The organism is Kribbella jejuensis, assembly GCF_006715085.1.
GTDB classification, from domain to species: Bacteria; Actinomycetota; Actinomycetes; order Propionibacteriales; family Kribbellaceae; genus Kribbella; species Kribbella jejuensis.
Genome location: NZ_VFMM01000001.1, coordinates 2,256,034 through 2,269,598, shown reverse-complemented (window position 1 = coordinate 2,269,598; position 13,565 = coordinate 2,256,034). Strand labels below are relative to the sequence as shown.

17 protein-coding genes and 1 tRNA gene are annotated in these 13,565 nt (G+C 67.7%); 10 read left to right on the top strand and 8 right to left on the bottom strand.

The window, feature by feature from the left end; translation table 11 throughout:
• Nucleotides 1–9 precede the first annotated feature (9 nt).
• Nucleotides 10–501: a YajQ family cyclic di-GMP-binding protein gene (locus FB475_RS11130; protein WP_141855047.1), complete on the bottom strand. Its 492-nt coding sequence runs from the start codon at nt 499–501 to the stop codon at nt 10–12.
• A gap of 81 nt (nt 502–582) precedes the next feature.
• Here FB475_RS11130 and FB475_RS11125 point away from each other — a divergent pair.
• The 4 genes from FB475_RS11125 (at nt 583) to FB475_RS11115 (ending at nt 2,889) form a co-directional block, all read left to right on the top strand.
• A tRNA-Tyr gene (locus FB475_RS11125) sits at nt 583–665 on the top strand.
• A 298-nt stretch (nt 666–963) separates the two neighbouring features.
• Nucleotides 964–1,239 (top strand): DUF7669 domain-containing protein, encoded by a 276-nt coding sequence (locus FB475_RS38385; protein WP_420359205.1) that lies wholly within the window; start codon nt 964–966, stop codon nt 1,237–1,239.
• A 544-nt stretch (nt 1,240–1,783) separates the two neighbouring features.
• Nucleotides 1,784–2,557 carry a hypothetical protein gene (locus FB475_RS11120; protein ID WP_141855045.1) on the top strand — a complete coding sequence of 258 codons (774 nt, stop codon included), beginning with the start codon at nt 1,784–1,786 and terminating at the stop codon, nt 2,555–2,557.
• A gap of 23 nt (nt 2,558–2,580) precedes the next feature.
• A complete protein-coding gene (locus FB475_RS11115; protein WP_141855043.1) occupies nt 2,581–2,889 on the top strand; it encodes a hypothetical protein in 309 nt (102 codons plus the stop codon).
• An 86-nt stretch (nt 2,890–2,975) separates the two neighbouring features.
• Here the strand turns inward: FB475_RS11115 and FB475_RS11110 are convergent, their stop codons facing one another.
• On the bottom strand, nt 2,976–3,833 hold the full coding sequence (locus tag FB475_RS11110) for an alpha/beta fold hydrolase (RefSeq protein ID WP_141855041.1): 858 nt from the start codon (nt 3,831–3,833) through the stop codon (nt 2,976–2,978).
• A 95-nt stretch (nt 3,834–3,928) separates the two neighbouring features.
• On the opposite strand from FB475_RS11110, the gene FB475_RS11105 reads away from it, so the two are divergent.
• The 3 genes from FB475_RS11105 to FB475_RS11095 all read left to right on the top strand — a co-directional run bounded on the left by FB475_RS11105 (nt 3,929) and on the right by FB475_RS11095 (nt 6,707).
• The gene (locus FB475_RS11105) at nt 3,929–5,017 is read left to right on the top strand and encodes an HD domain-containing protein (RefSeq protein ID WP_141855039.1); all 1,089 of its coding nucleotides are present in this window, start codon (nt 3,929–3,931) and stop codon (nt 5,015–5,017) included.
• 95 nt (nt 5,018–5,112) lie between these two features.
• Entirely contained in the window at nt 5,113–6,192 is a 1,080-nt protein-coding gene (locus FB475_RS11100; protein ID WP_141855037.1) for a hypothetical protein, read from the top strand.
• Nucleotides 6,189–6,707, top strand: a complete 519-nt coding sequence (locus FB475_RS11095) for a YciI family protein (protein WP_141855035.1) — start codon at nt 6,189–6,191, stop codon at nt 6,705–6,707. Before FB475_RS11100 ends, FB475_RS11095 begins: the two co-directional genes overlap by 4 nt.
• Before the next feature lie 10 nt (nt 6,708–6,717).
• On the opposite strand, the gene FB475_RS11090 is transcribed toward FB475_RS11095, so the two are convergent.
• The gene (locus tag FB475_RS11090) at nt 6,718–7,140 is read right to left on the bottom strand and encodes a MarR family winged helix-turn-helix transcriptional regulator (protein ID WP_141855033.1); all 423 of its coding nucleotides are present in this window, start codon (nt 7,138–7,140) and stop codon (nt 6,718–6,720) included.
• A gap of 92 nt (nt 7,141–7,232) precedes the next feature.
• Here FB475_RS11090 and FB475_RS11085 point away from each other — a divergent pair, with 92 nt between their 5' ends.
• Complete coding sequence (locus FB475_RS11085) at nt 7,233–8,117, top strand: LLM class flavin-dependent oxidoreductase (RefSeq protein ID WP_141855031.1); 885 nt, start codon at nt 7,233–7,235, stop codon at nt 8,115–8,117.
• Between the two features lie 9 nt (nt 8,118–8,126).
• Here the strand turns inward: FB475_RS11085 and FB475_RS11080 are convergent, their stop codons facing one another.
• Both FB475_RS11080 and FB475_RS11075 read right to left on the bottom strand, forming a co-directional pair.
• Entirely contained in the window at nt 8,127–8,801 is a 675-nt protein-coding gene (locus FB475_RS11080; protein WP_141855029.1) for an RraA family protein, read from the bottom strand.
• Between the two features lie 20 nt (nt 8,802–8,821).
• Nucleotides 8,822–9,361, bottom strand: coding sequence for a P-loop nucleotide/nucleoside kinase family protein (locus tag FB475_RS11075; RefSeq protein ID WP_238332084.1), 540 nt, complete (start codon nt 9,359–9,361; stop codon nt 8,822–8,824).
• Between the two features lie 84 nt (nt 9,362–9,445).
• Here FB475_RS11075 and FB475_RS11070 point away from each other — a divergent pair, with 84 nt between their 5' ends.
• The gene (locus tag FB475_RS11070) at nt 9,446–10,726 is read left to right on the top strand and encodes a bifunctional transcriptional activator/DNA repair enzyme AdaA (RefSeq protein WP_141855026.1); all 1,281 of its coding nucleotides are present in this window, start codon (nt 9,446–9,448) and stop codon (nt 10,724–10,726) included.
• Here the strand turns inward: FB475_RS11070 and FB475_RS11065 are convergent.
• Both FB475_RS11065 and FB475_RS11060 read right to left on the bottom strand, forming a co-directional pair.
• Nucleotides 10,723–11,457: an isocitrate lyase/PEP mutase family protein gene (locus tag FB475_RS11065; protein ID WP_141855024.1), complete on the bottom strand. Its 735-nt coding sequence runs from the start codon at nt 11,455–11,457 to the stop codon at nt 10,723–10,725. The genes FB475_RS11070 and FB475_RS11065 overlap by 4 nt on opposite strands.
• Complete coding sequence (locus FB475_RS11060; RefSeq protein ID WP_141855022.1) at nt 11,454–11,750, bottom strand: putative quinol monooxygenase; 297 nt, start codon at nt 11,748–11,750, stop codon at nt 11,454–11,456. The genes FB475_RS11065 and FB475_RS11060 overlap by 4 nt, the downstream gene beginning before the upstream one ends.
• 167 nt (nt 11,751–11,917) lie before the next feature.
• Here FB475_RS11060 and FB475_RS11055 point away from each other — a divergent pair, with 167 nt between their 5' ends.
• Nucleotides 11,918–12,712, top strand: a complete 795-nt coding sequence (locus FB475_RS11055; RefSeq protein ID WP_141855020.1) for a methyltransferase domain-containing protein — start codon at nt 11,918–11,920, stop codon at nt 12,710–12,712.
• Here FB475_RS11055 and FB475_RS11050 read toward each other — a convergent pair.
• A complete protein-coding gene (locus FB475_RS11050; RefSeq protein ID WP_141855018.1) occupies nt 12,695–13,495 on the bottom strand; it encodes a TrmH family RNA methyltransferase in 801 nt (266 codons plus the stop codon). The genes FB475_RS11055 and FB475_RS11050 overlap by 18 nt on opposite strands.
• Between the last annotated feature and the right edge of the window lie 70 nt (nt 13,496–13,565).

Sequence of the window (13,565 nt, the reverse complement as noted above, 5' to 3'; positions counted from 1 at the left end):
AGCCGTGCGTCAGCGGTAGTTCACGAACTGTACGGCGAAGTCGTAGTCCTGCCCCTTGATCAGCGCCTGCACCGCCTGCAGGTCGTCGCGGCTCTTGCTCGACACCCGCAGCTCGTCGCCCTGAATCTGCGCCTTCACACCTTTCGGGCCCTCGTCGCGGATCAGCTTGGAGATCTTCTTCGCGTTCTCCTGGGTGATGCCGGCGTTGATCGACGCGTTGATCTTGTAGACCTTCCCGGACAGCTTCGGGTCGTCCGCCTCCAGCCCCTTGAGCGAGATCTGCCGCTTCACCAGCTTGTCCTTGAACACGTCCAGGACCGCGTTCACCCGCTCCTCGGTGTTCGCCTGCATGTCGATCGACTCCCCGGACCACTTGATCTGAGCGTCCACGTTCTTGAAGTCGAACCGCTGGCTGATCTCCTTCGCCGCCTGGTTGACGGCGTTGTCCACCTCCTGGTGATCCACCTTGTTCACGATGTCGAAGGAGGACTCCGAAGCCATGGCACTTCCTTTCCGATTTGCTGTCAGGGCCACTACCTGTTGTATCGTCTCCCACGCCGGTTCACGAACCGGCACCACCCTGGCGGGTTGCCCGAGCGGCCAAAGGGAGCAGACTGTAAATCTGTCGGCGTATGCCTACGCAGGTTCGAACCCTGCACCCGCCACACGCAAGAATGAGCCCCTGACCTGCGGAAACGCAGACCAGGGGCTCTCTTGCTGTGTCCGGTTGTGTTCGACTGTCCGGAAGATTGAGCGCGTCGCCGTTGGCATCCTCGATGCATGCAGCTAGTGCCAGCTTGCGGGTGCTGGGCAAGGGGCGCACTTAACGGTTCGGTGGCCTCAAGCCGCCGATCGGCGGGCGGTCGGCTCAGCCCCGAGGCGGGCGTCCCGGCGACAGCCCTGATGGCGAGACTGGCTCGGTGACCGCACAGACGTAGCCGGTTCTTCCTCAACCAGCCCCGAGTGAACGAGGATGGCCCCGTGGCCGCACATCACGAGATTCGCGACGTGGCGCACGCGCTGGCTTCCAGAGCCCCCGACGGCGAGTTCCACCTGTCCGAGCTCATCGCGGAGATGCGTGCTCGCGGCAGCCGATACAAGGAGTCGACAATCCGCACCCACGTGACGTCACGGATGTGCGCGAACGCGCCGGCTCACCATGCCGTCCGCTATCGAGACTTTTGGTGCGTTGACCGGGGCCGAGGTCGGTACCGGCTCTACCGGGATGACTCCGACTGAGCCTCGCTCGTCCGAAGCCCCAGTGCCATCGCAGTGCACGCGGCTCCCGGGCATCGCCGCTGTGCTTTTGGAGGGCGCTCCGAGTGCTGAGTGCTCTCTCATCGGCGTCGGGCGTCACTGTCAGCGCACCCAGGTGCGGTCCGGGTAACAGAGATGCACCGGCTGTGACCGGGTAAGACATGCGGCCACTTCAGGTCGACGTACTTACGCGCAGGCGTGCTGATACCAGCTACGTCGGTGTCGTGCCTTCGGCGATGGGTGGCGGTAGCGCCGTCCATGCACTATCGAACCCCCGTAACTGGTCCGACGTTTGCCGTCGTAGGCCTCGGTCTTGAAGATCCGGACCTCATCGGGAGATGTAGGCATGACGGACCTCGGGGAACCGTCACGGAAGCTCAGCAAGCTATCGGGCAAGCCGCTGGAACACGAATGTCAAAAGATGCAACTTGGTTGAGAACTGTTGACGCTGAAGCCGTGCGCTGAACATGCTGAATCTAGATTTTCCACTATTGGGGGGCCGCCCGTGTCTCGAAAACTCATTCCCGTGTTGGCAATAGTGATCTCGGCCGTCGGGCTCGCGGTGATTCTACTGTCGGCCGATGCGGCCGGTTGCACGAATTCTGATTTTACCCGGGGAAATTGCCTGACGGCCCTCGTTCCGGAAGGGACGGCGGTGTCGCCTAAAGTGGCTGTCGCGCAGGCGATAGAGCGTGGCGGGGTGGCTCAAGCCCGCCAATTCGTCAGTAACCGTAGCCGAAGCCGTCGGGATGGTGAACAGGCTGTACTTGAGAAACTCTTCAGCGATCAACAGTTGCGCGGGGATGCAATAACCGCGGCAGCTGGTGAGGGCACAGTTAGTGGCTACATTCACACTCCCGACTACACGATGAACTACTTCTACTGTCCGTCCACGGGGTGCACGCTGCTCGGGAAGGTCCGTGCGAAGTACGTTACCAATATCGGATTTTACCCCGAAGTCACCTTGGATGGTGAGTTGTCCGTAACCCAGGGCCCGACGGTCGACTTTACGCAGAACGACTGCCTGGCACGATGGGACGCCAACAACTGGCCGGACTCGACCGTTCACACTTGGTCCAACTGCCCGGCTGCGCACCAGCGCAATACCTTTACGAAGCGGGCGCTGATCCTGCCTGAGACCTGGAAGCAGGGCGGGACACGCGGTGAGAAGTACTACAACAAGTATGCGCTGACGTTCAGGACCAGCGCTCTGTCGAAGCCGTCGTTCGGGCCGTGGAAGTGGGACACCAAGCGCTGGTACATTCCAAAGTCAAGCACTCATCCATATTGGCTTGTGTGACACACCCATGGAAGGAACCCGTCGTGGATCTGGTTGACTCGGAAGGGGATCGGCGGGGGTGTATTCTGATGCGGTTGAGGTTGCTGAGCGCGTTCGCTGAACTGCCGCAGAAGATGCCGGCATTGCTGGAGATCTACCGAGTCGCGGATACCAGAGATGACGAGATCTCAATTCGCCAGGTCGCTGAACTGTTCGGCGGTGACATGGTTGTCGCGCACGCGGTGAACAATCAGCCTCTCGGCTGGCTCCATCCATACCGGCTACAAGCCATTGAGGAAGAGATCCATTCGTTGAAGGAGCAGCTTGCAGCCTTGGACGCGAACCAGCAATGAGGTGGACGCCGTCAAGGTGATGTCGTGCGGCAGCGTGCCGGGCGTCTTCAACGGAACCAACCGCGCGGCCCTCATCGCGTTCGGGCCTATTCTCCGCGGGTAAGGAACGGGAGGAGGTGCTGGAGGGTCTCGGCCGGGGCCTCTTCGGGGATGAAGTGGCCGGCTTCGACGGGGGCGCCTGAGACGTTGTCGGCCCAGTGGCGCCAGATCGCGAGGGGGTCGCCGTACCAGTGGGCGAGGGCGCCGGAGGAGTCCCAGAGGGCGAGTACCGGGCAGGTGATTCGGTTGATTCCTCGGTCTGCCGAGTCGTGGTCGCAGTCGGTGGTGGCGGCTGCGCGGTACTCCTCGCAGATGGCGTGGACTGTGGCCGGGTCGCGGAAGTGGCGGGCGTATTCGGCTCTGATCTCTGGTGGGAACGCGTCGTGGGCGGCCCAGCTGTCTAGGAGATGGTTGACGAATGCCTCGGGTGCGGTGCCGATCAAGGTCTCGGCGATGGGGGCGGTCAGGAACGACCAGGCCCAGTAGCCGAGCGCGAAGTCCTTGTCGGCGCGTTCGAACGCGTCCAGGGTCGGGACGATGTCGAGTACGGCGAGCTTCGTCACCGTCTCGGGATGGTCGAGCGCCATCCGGTACGCACAGCGCGCGCCCCGGTCGTGGCCGACGACGGCGAACGTGTCGTGCCCCAACGATCTCATCGCCTCGACCTGATGCCGGGCGAGTGCGCGCATCGAGTACTCGCCGTCGGACGTACTGTCGCCGAAGCCGCTCAGGTCGGTCGCGACCACGCTGAACTCGCCCGCGAGCGCCGGCGCCACGCGGTGCCACATGACATGTGACTCGGGGAATCCGTGCAGCAGCAGTACCGGCGGACCATTGCCGCCGCGCCGCCCGTGGATGGTTGCCCCAGGCACCCGTACGTCGAACTCCTCGAACCCGTCGATCACGCCCTCTCTCGTACCCTCTCGCGTCCTCCTTACTCCGCCCGGTGCCACGCGGACGGCCACAGCGGGTCCCCCTGTGGTTCTGTCACCATTGATAGGTGGCTGGACTGCGGGAGTTGTGGGGCGAGGTGATCCCTGGCGCCGGGGACCTTGCTGATCAGTTGGTACGGCGGTACGGGTACCGGGCCAAGTATCTGATCGTCATCCTGAACGCCCTCGACTCGCTCGAGCACCTGGCGACGGACCCGGTCGCGGTACGGCTTGCGGCCTGGTTCCATCGGGCCGCGTACTCCGCTAACCGCACCGCGATGGACGACGCCGCCGCGTCGGCGCGGTTGGCGGAGAAGTTGCTGCCGGAGTACGGCGTCGATGAGATGCGGACCGCTGAGGTGGCCCGGCTGGTCTCGTACTCAGGTGGCGAGGGCGCCAACGGAGCGGTCCTGCAGGATGCGGTGAACGCCCTGCTCGCGGATCCGGAGTACGCGACGTTCGCGGCCGAGATCCGGCGGGACACTCGCTTCGACATCGGCGTACGGCGGGAGCAGCTCCGCGCGATGCTGGCGTCCGGGCGGATCTATCGCACCGACCTCGCGCACGAGCGGTACGAGCCGGCCGCCCGCGCCAACCTCGCGGCCGAGCTGGAGCTGCTCGACCACATGGCCCTGAGCCGCTGGCACGGCTGGCAGCACAGCGCCCTCTCGATGCTGGCGATCATGGCCGCGGGGGCCGCGGCCGCCGGACTCGGCGGAGCGGTTGGCCCGAGACCGCACGACCGCGTGAGCTGGCAACCGGTCCTGATGGTGGCCCTGGCTCTGGTATCGCTCTTCGCCGTGACGTGGGCGGCACGTCGTACCGATCGGACGGCCCGGCTCGTCGCTGCGGCGCCGGTAGCGATCGGTCTCGTCGGAGCGGTCGTGGTCCTGGCCAGCGTCTCGGGTCCTGGGCCGCGTGTCACCACGATGCTGCTCGGGTCGGTCGCGCTGATCCTGGGTGGCGCCGCAGCCTTCGCCGCCACCTGGTTCACGCCGGCCGTCGCGCGGAATCGAGGGCGGACGGTGGGCATCCTCGGCGCCGCGGTGGCGGTGATTCTCCTGGGGATCCTCTTCGATGCAGTCCAGAACTCACACCTGCTCGGCGCGAACGAGCACGTCGACCACCGGCACGACGCCGCGGCCGGGACTCACTGATCGTGTTGCGCTGACGGGGAATAGGCTCGGATCGGGCGGGAGTTGGAAGCTGGGCCGGAGTGTCTGCATTCAAGCGTGTCTGAGCGAGGAGAACGATGAAACCCACCGAGTTCGTCAAGGTGAACACTCAGTTCTGGGGGGAGCACCTGAAGGGGGTCGCCGGGCACCTGCCGGTCAGCCACCGTACGGAGCTGCCGGGGCCGATGCTGTTCCCGCGGATGATGGTGCTGACCGAGACGCCGGACTGGAACATCCTCGAGCTCGTCGGGCTCAGCCGGGAGTACCGGACGCCGGAGGTCCGGCGGCAGAAGCTGGGCAGCGTCGAGGAGTACTTCGGCGTCGGCGACGGCACCGCGGTGATGACGCTGCCGGGCGAGAACCTGTTCAAGGACGCGACGATCGCGACCACGGCGGGACGGCAGGCGCTGGAAGAGCGGTTCCCGGCCGCCGCGAACGTGATCGGCGAGGAGTACGTCGGGCCGGGGGAGGAGCTGCTGCAGTTCGCGCCGGGCAACTACTCGACGTTCGACCGGACGCTGCTCGTGCACACCGCGGGTGACTCGCTGCGGTTGCACTGGGTGAACTTCGCGATCGCGATCCACCGCTCGGAGCCGGCCGACAAGTACCTCGACTTCCTGCAGTCGTACTCGAACGCCCGCCCGCACCTCGACCCGATCGGCACGATCAGCCTGCCGATCGACCCCGCCGTACTGAAGGCCGACCCGTTCGAGAGCACGTACCTCGCGCACGGCCTGCAGGACTCGACCGTCGACGGCTTCCTGGACACGCACGAGCAGATCCTGCTGTCCGCGTTCGGCGCGACCAAGCTGGTCCGCGAGCCGGCGCTCGGCGAGCTGCACCCGGACTTCATCCTCGAGCGGGCGGACGGCAGCCACATCGTCGGCCGGCTGGAGCTCCCGGTCGTTGACACCACCAACGGTAAGAAGCGCCGCCGGGTGTTCCGCCTGCCGGTGCAGGAAAGCGCGGCCGAGCTGGTGACGTACGCCGAATACCTCAAGACCGCGGACAACCGCTCGCAGCTCAAGTCGAAGTACGACGTCGACGTCACCGACCCGCGGTTGCTGCTGATCGTCCCGTCGCAGGAGACCGTGACGCCGGCCGCCGGGGTCGAGGTCGTCGACTACGACACGATCCTGCGGTTGCACCTGGCGTGACGCAGTACTTGGTTTACGGCCGGGATCGGCCTGGAAGCCTCGACGTGAAGGTCCGGTTGACCGAGGAACACTGGACCTTCATGGACAGGTACGCCGCGGAGTTGATCGCCCGCGGCCCGACCCTCACCGCGGACCGTTCCCGTCCGACCGGCAGCCTGCACATCGTCGACCTCTCGTCGGTGGATGCGCTGCGGCGATTCGTGTACGAGGAGCCGTATTACCTCGGCGGGGCGTTCGCCTCCGTCGAGGTGTACCGCTTCGAAAACCTGACCGCCCACACGATGTGGGAGTTCACCACAACGGTCCCGGAGTACGACCGTTTCCTCGTCCTGACGAAGGATGCCCCGCGCCCGCTGTCCTCCGATCACCTGATCGTCTACGGCAACCTGTACGACGGCACCCGCCACGCGGGCCGAGCCGCTCTCCTCGAAGCTCCGTCCCCCGAAGCCGCTGCCGACCTACTCCAGTCGAGCACCCCCGAAATCCACCCCTGGGAGTTCGGCGGCCGTCGCTGAACCGGCGCCCTCAGCCGGTGATGGATTGGAGGGCGGTGGTTACTGCGTGGCGGGTGGTTGGGGGGAGGTGGGCGGTCAGGGTGTTGATGCGGTCCACTACCGCGTCGTGGGCCTGGTGGGCGAGGGTGAGGCCGTCGGGGGTCAGTTCGATGCGGCAGGCGCGGCGGTCGCCGGGGCTGGGGATGCGGGCGACGAGGGAGCGGCGTTCGAGGCGGTCGACCATGCTGGTCAGGCTCGAGCGTTCGATGCTCAGGATGCGGCTCAGGTCGGTCATGCCCTCCGGGCCGCCGATCAGTACGCAGAGCAGGTGCGCCTGCTGCGGAGTGAGGCCGAGCGGGCGGCTGGTTTCGGCGTGGATGTCCTGCAGCCGGTGCATCGCCTGCACCAGCGCGCTCGCGAGGTCGGTGTCCCGGGCAGCCGTCGTCGTCACCATGACCCCATGATAGTCAGCTGAGCTAATAGTTTGTGGTACGAAGTATTCGTGCTACAACTAGTTGGGACATCGAACTATCTGAAGGAGTCGATATGAACGTGCGGTTCGGATACGGATCGCCGGACTCGGTCCGGGAGGTGGCCGCGATCGTGCGGCTCGCCCAGCAGGCGGACCGCGACGGCCTCGACCACGTCAGCCTCGCCGACCACCCGTACGTCCCCGACATGCTCGACGGGTACGCCGCAATCGCGTTCCTGCTCGGCCGCACCGAGCACCTGTCCGCGTTCGTCAACGTCACGAACCTCCCGCTGCGCCCCGCGCCGGTTCTCGCCCGGACGGCGACCTCGCTGACGGCGCTGTCCGGCGGCCGGTTCGTCCTCGGCCTCGGGGCCGGCGGCGCCTGGGACCGCATCACCACGATGGGCATCCCGGAACTCCGCCCCGCGGAAGCGGTCGAGGCACTCGAAGAGGCCATGCAACTCGTGCACGCGATGTCCGACGGCGGTACGCCGGTACCGACCAAGCACTACCCGATCGGCAAGCTCCGGCCCGCCGCCGTACCGGCCCCGCTGATCTGGACCGGCTCGAACGGGCCGAAGTCCCTCGCCGCGACCGGCCGGAACGCGGACGGCTGGATCCCCGGCCACGCCGCCGACTGGCTGAGCGACCGCTACCGCTGGTCCCGCCCGATCATCGACGAGGCCGCGTCGTCCGTCGGCCGCAAACCGTCCGACGTCGGCACGATCTACAACTTCCCCGGCGAGATCACCGACGCCCCACTCCGCCGGACCCGCGACGCCGAGGGCCGCTGGATCGGCGGGTCTGCGGCGCAGTGGATCGAGGAGCTCACCGACGGCATCCTCAACCACAACGCCACCGGTTTCACCCTCTTCCCCCGAGGCGCCACGCCGTACGAGACCCAGCTGACCCGCTGGTCCCAAGAAGTCGTTCCCGCAGTCCGCGCCGCAATCAGCTGAGCCGGCCGCCTACTCCTCGATCGCCCCACGCACCGCCCGGAGATGCTGCCGGAACGTCAGCGACGGATCCGCCGCCCGCTTCTCCAGGTACTCCGCGAAGCTCACCTGCTCCCGTAACGTCCGCCCGCCCCGGATGTCCGCGGCCTGCCGGTGCTCGGTGTCCCGGATCCCTTCCGCCAGCGCCTGCAGTTCGTCGACGCGATCCGCCGGTACGAAGATCGCGCCGTCGGCATCCGCGAGGACGACGTCGTCGCGGGTCACCGTCCACTCCCCGATAGTTGCCCTGGACAACGCATCGGCCGGCTGCGGGTCGAGCCGCAGCGGCCCGGTCGGCAACGCGCCGAGACTGAACACCGGCAACCCGATCGCGGTGATCTCGGCCGTGTCGCGGTGCAATCCCCAGATCACGATGCCCGCGACACCGGCCGCGACAGCCTCCAGCGCGGCGAGGTCTCCGACACACGCCTCGTCCCGGCGGCCACCGTTGTCCACCACGAGTACGTCGCCCTCGGCCGCGGACTCGAACGCCTCCAGGAACACGTCCACGCTGCCCACATGCTGCGCCGGCAACACCCGCCCCGCGACCCGCTCGCCGACAACCGCTGTGACGGACACCGTGCGCACCGGCACCCCGGCCCGTACACAAGCGTCGGCCAGGTGCGCCGTGGTCAAACCCTCCAACATGTCCGTCCCCTCTCGTGTCGTCAGCGGGACAAGAATGCCAGCACCTGCTCCAACGGAGGTTCCGTGGTCGTGTCCACCACCAGCGACGGAACCGGCAGATCCACCGGCTGGAACGCGTTGTGGGTCCGTACGCGCGCCTCCGGGCTGATCTGCGCGTCCTCGTGTGCCGCCCGGCGCGGGTCCGCACCGGACCGGGCCGTGATCCGCGCGAGCGCGACCTCGGCGGACGTCGTACAGTGCACGATCCGCACATCGGCGCGGCCGAGCAACGGGCTCAGCCCGGGCGTCCACAGCCGGTCCTGGAAGGCGGCCTCGGCGACCACCGTCGTACCGCGTCCGACCAGCAGACCGATCACGTCGAAGAACGTCGACAGCGTGCGCATCGTCAGCGGATCGCCGGGCCCCGGCACGAATCCCGGAGTCGCGTGCGCCATGCCCTCCTTGATCTCGTCCCGGCAGATCGCCGGGCAGCCGATCGCGGCCGCGATCCGGTGCGCCAGCGTTGTCTTCCCCGTCCCAGGCGGACCACTCACCACGACCAGCATAGGTTTCGACTGCACTCGCCGTACCTTAGTCGGGACCGCGCGCGCCCGGTGTAAAGCGCGTGTCATGAACTGTCGGTGGGCCCGGCTAGCGTGCTCGGTGTGACGACCTATTCGGCGGTCCGCACGACGGGCATCTACTGCCGCCCCGGGTGCGGGGCGAAACCGCTCGCGGAGAACGTGAGCACCTTCGAGCTGCCCGCCGCCGCCGAGGCCGCGGGGTACCGGGCCTGCCTGCGCTGCCGTCCGTACCGGGTGGCCGGCACGGTCGCGGACGAAGCGCCCGAGCTGGTCTGCCGTGCGGTCCAGCTGATCATCGCCGGGTTGCTGGACGAATCCGGCGAGGAGGCACTCGGGGCGCGGCTGGGGATGTCGGCGCGGCACCTGCGGCGGATGTTCCACGAGCATCTCGGTGTCACGCCGGATCAGTTCGCGCGGTCGCGGCGGGCGCATTTCGCGCGGCGGTTGCTGGACGATTCCGAGCTCGGGATCGCGGAGATCGCGTTCGCGTCCGGGTTCGGGAGTCTGCGGCAGTTCAACCGGGCGATGCGGGAGATCTTCCGCGCTTCACCGCGCGAGCTGCGCGAGCGCCGGCGACGCAGCGATCGCTTGATCGCGGACGGCGGCTTGGTGCTGCGGTTGCCGTACACACCGCCGTACGACTGGGACGCCATGTGTACGTTCCTCGCGGAGCGGGCGATTCCTGGGGTGGAGGCGGTCTATGACGGGGTGTACCGGCGGACGATCTCGCTCGACGGCTCGCCCGGGATGCTCGAGATCGGTCCGGGTGGCGACGACTACCTGTTGCTCCGGGCGCATCTGCCGTTCTGGGAGGGCGTGATCCACGTCGTCGACCGGGCCGCGCGGCTGGTCGGTCTCGACTGCGAGCCGGTGCTGGCCCGGGCGCTGCTTGCTTCCGATCCAGAGCTGGGCCCGCTGGTGGCGGAGCGGCCCGGGGTCCGCGTTCCCGGCGCCTGGGGCCTGTTCGAGGTCGCCGTACAAGCGGTCGTCCGGGACCAGCTGCCCGCACTGGACGTTCCCGATGCGCTGCGCAAGCTGGTCGAGGTGTACGGCGTACCGGTGCCGGGGCTGGCGCACGGCCTCACCCACCTGTTCCCCGGCCCCGAGGCTCTGGCGTCCGCCGAGCTGGTCGGGTCGCTTGCCGTAGAAGTTGCCAACGGCAACATCACCCTGGAAGTGGGGGAGGACGCCGCCGAGCTCGTCCGGTCCCTGGAGACCGTGACGAGCCCGCCGGCCGCCCAAGAGATTGCCCTACGCCTAGGAGCCCGCGACGCCTGGCCGTTCGCCGACGACGCGGAGCACCTCCGCCCCTGGCGCTCCCTGGCCACCACCTACCACCGCCTCACCGCAGGCATCGGTTAGTGGATGCTCAGGGTTTCGTAGGTGCCGGTGGTAAGGACTTCTCGGGCGGCAGCTGTTGCGAGGGCGTAGGCCGCGCCGGTGATGGCCGGGCCGACGCTGATCCGGACCACGCCGACCTCGGCGAGTTCGTGCACGGACGGTGCGCCGGGGCCGACCATGACGTTCACCGGGAGGGGTGACTCCTTCACCAGTTCGGCGATCGTCGGCAGGTCGACGACGCCCGGTACGAACAGCACGTCCGCCCCGGCGTCGGCGTACCGCTTCGCTCGCTCGATCGTCCCGGTCCGGTCGCCGAACAGGTACGTGTCCGTCCGCGCATTGATCACCAACTCGGCCCCACCGGTTTCCCGCGCGACACGGATCCGCTCCGCGTGCACCGCCGGCTCGTCGAGCACCCGCGCCGTACTGTCCTCGAGATTCACCCCGACAGCACCTGCCTCGACCACCTCCCGAACTGTCCGCGCCACATCGCCGTACCCGGCCTCGACGTCCACCGTCACCGGCACCGAGACCGCGGCGCAGATCGCCCGCACTGCGGCCACCGCCGCAGCGCGATCCAACCCACCCGCGTCGTCCACCCCGTGCGCCCAGGCGACACCGGCGCTCGTCGTCGCGATCGCCTGCGCTCCGGCCGCCTCGATCGCGCGCGCCGAGCCGGCGTCCCACGCGTTCGGGAGCACCAGCGGCGGCTGCTCGTGGAGTTCACGCAGCCGCCGCGCCAGATCGTTCACAGGCTGACCAGCAGTTCGTGGTCGATCTCGACGAACTCGACGATCAGGTCGGCGAACCGTCCCGCGATCAGTTCCTGGTACGCCTCCGACCCGGTGTGCGCGTCGTACGCCGCCTGGTCCGCGAAGTGCTCGACGAACAACAGGTAGTCGGGCGTCGCCGCGTCGCGGTACACCCGAAACGACAGCGTCCCCTCCTCGGCGCCCGGTCCGCGCGGCCCGAACTCCTGCACGATCGCCTCCGCGGCGGCCTGGTTGCCGTCCTTCAGCTTGATCGGAAACACCTTTGCCAGCATCACTTTCCTCCTTGACGGTTTCGCAGTACGTCAAGGTTCGCGCGTTGTCCGCCCCCGGTCTGGCCATATTCGGTCATGTCCCTCCGCCCATATAGCGAGACAATATGTCTCATTCAGCAAGACTCTGCGCTAGCGTGGAAATGTCGGCGAGGGCAAAGGAGCCTTGGATGAACAACGTGTACACACACGGCCATCACGAGTCGGTGCTGCGGTCGCACCGCTGGCGGACCGCGGAGAACTCGGCTGGATACCTGCTGCCGCACCTGCGGCCGGGAATGTCGCTGCTCGACGTCGGCGCCGGTCCCGGGACCATCACCGCCGACCTCGCCCGCCTGGTCGCACCCGGCCGGACGACCGCGCTCGAGGCCGATGCCGCCGCGCTGGACATCACCCGGAAGGCCTTCGAGAACGAGACGGCCGATGTCGAGTTCGTGGTCGGTGACGTCCACGCGCTGGACCTGCCCGACGACACGTACGACGTCGTCCACGCACACCAGGTGCTGCAGCACGTCGCCGATCCCGTCCAGGCGCTGCGCGAGATGCGCCGAGTCTGCAAGCCGGGCGGGATCGTCGCGGCCCGTGACTCCGATTACCACGGCTTCGTCTGGTATCCGGAGCTACCGGAGCTGACCGAGTGGATGGACCTCTACCAGCGGATGGCCCGCGCCAACAAGGGCGACCCGGACGCCGGGCGCCGGCTGCTGTCGTGGGCGCAAGCCGCGGGCTTCGAGCAGGCGGACGTCACCACGTCGACCTGGTCGTTCACGAATCCGGAGGATCGCGCTTTCTGGGGCGGGATGTGGGCGGATCGGATCCTCAAGTCAGCGCTCGCGGATCAGGCCCGCGCGTCCGGCGTACCGGATGAAACGCTCGAAGCGATCTCCCGAGCCTGGCGGACCTGGACGGAAACACCGGACGCGTTCATCTCGATCCTGCACGGCGAACTACTCTGCACGGCGTGACCGCTGCCGCGAGATCTCGTACAAGGCGGCGGTTGCCGCGTTCGCGGCGTTGAGGGAGCTGGCCGATCCGGTGATCGGGATCCGCACCAGGTGATCGGCCGCTTCCTTCCACGCCGTACTCAGTCCGGCCGTCTCGTTGCCGATCAGCAGCAGGACGGGCTGGGTGAAGTCGAAGTCGTAGATGTTCGTCGACCCGTGCTCGTCGGTACCGACCACGACGACCGGCGTACGGCGTACCCACTCGAGCACCTCGCGATGTGACGGCATCCGGACCGCGGGGACCGCGAACAGCGACCCGGTCGTCGCGCGGACCGCCTTCGGGTCGTAGACATCGGCGGCATGCCCGGTCACGATCACCCCGTCGGCGCCGAACGCGTCGGCGGACCGGATGATCGACCCGATGTTCCCGGGCCCGGTCGGCCGGTCGAACACCACACCGAGAAAGTCCGGTCCCACCGGGATGCGATCCAGGTCGTCGGGCGGCAGCTCGAGGACGGCGATCAGCTCCGGGTCCTCCTTCTCGCCGAGCTCGGCGAGCAGTTCGGGCGCCATCGCCACCCGCTCGACGTGCGGCAGCCGCCGCAGCAGCTCCGATGCCCAGCGGGACAACGGCCGCGAGGCATCCTGAATCACCGTCCGCACCGGCCAACCGTTGTCCACGGCAACCGAAATCGGCCGGACGCCCTGGACCAGGAACTCGCCGGACCGCTGCCGCTTGGTCCGGTTGGTCAGCGAGGCCTGCCACACCTGGAACCGGGCATTCCGCGACGAGATCCGTTGCACGGCCTCACCTTACGAGAAGCGGCTCGATGCAGTTGCGAGGCAACTCCTTTCCATAATTTCCGCGAAGAGC

Excerpts from the sequence above, each read along its gene's own strand:
- FB475_RS11085 (WP_141855031.1), top strand. The coding sequence starts at position 7,233 with ATGAACGTGCGGTTCGGATACGGATCGCCGGACTCGGTCCGGGAGGTG.
- FB475_RS11130 (WP_141855047.1), bottom strand. The coding sequence starts at position 501 with ATGGCTTCGGAGTCCTCCTTCGACATCGTGAACAAGGTGGATCACCAG.
- FB475_RS11080 (WP_141855029.1), bottom strand. The coding sequence starts at position 8,801 with ATGTTGGAGGGTTTGACCACGGCGCACCTGGCCGACGCTTGTGTACGG.
- FB475_RS11090 (WP_141855033.1), bottom strand. The coding sequence starts at position 7,140 with ATGGTGACGACGACGGCTGCCCGGGACACCGACCTCGCGAGCGCGCTG.
- FB475_RS11055 (WP_141855020.1), top strand. The coding sequence starts at position 11,918 with ATGAACAACGTGTACACACACGGCCATCACGAGTCGGTGCTGCGGTCG.
- FB475_RS11060 (WP_141855022.1), bottom strand. The coding sequence starts at position 11,750 with ATGCTGGCAAAGGTGTTTCCGATCAAGCTGAAGGACGGCAACCAGGCC.
- FB475_RS11100 (WP_141855037.1), top strand. The coding sequence starts at position 5,113 with ATGAAACCCACCGAGTTCGTCAAGGTGAACACTCAGTTCTGGGGGGAG.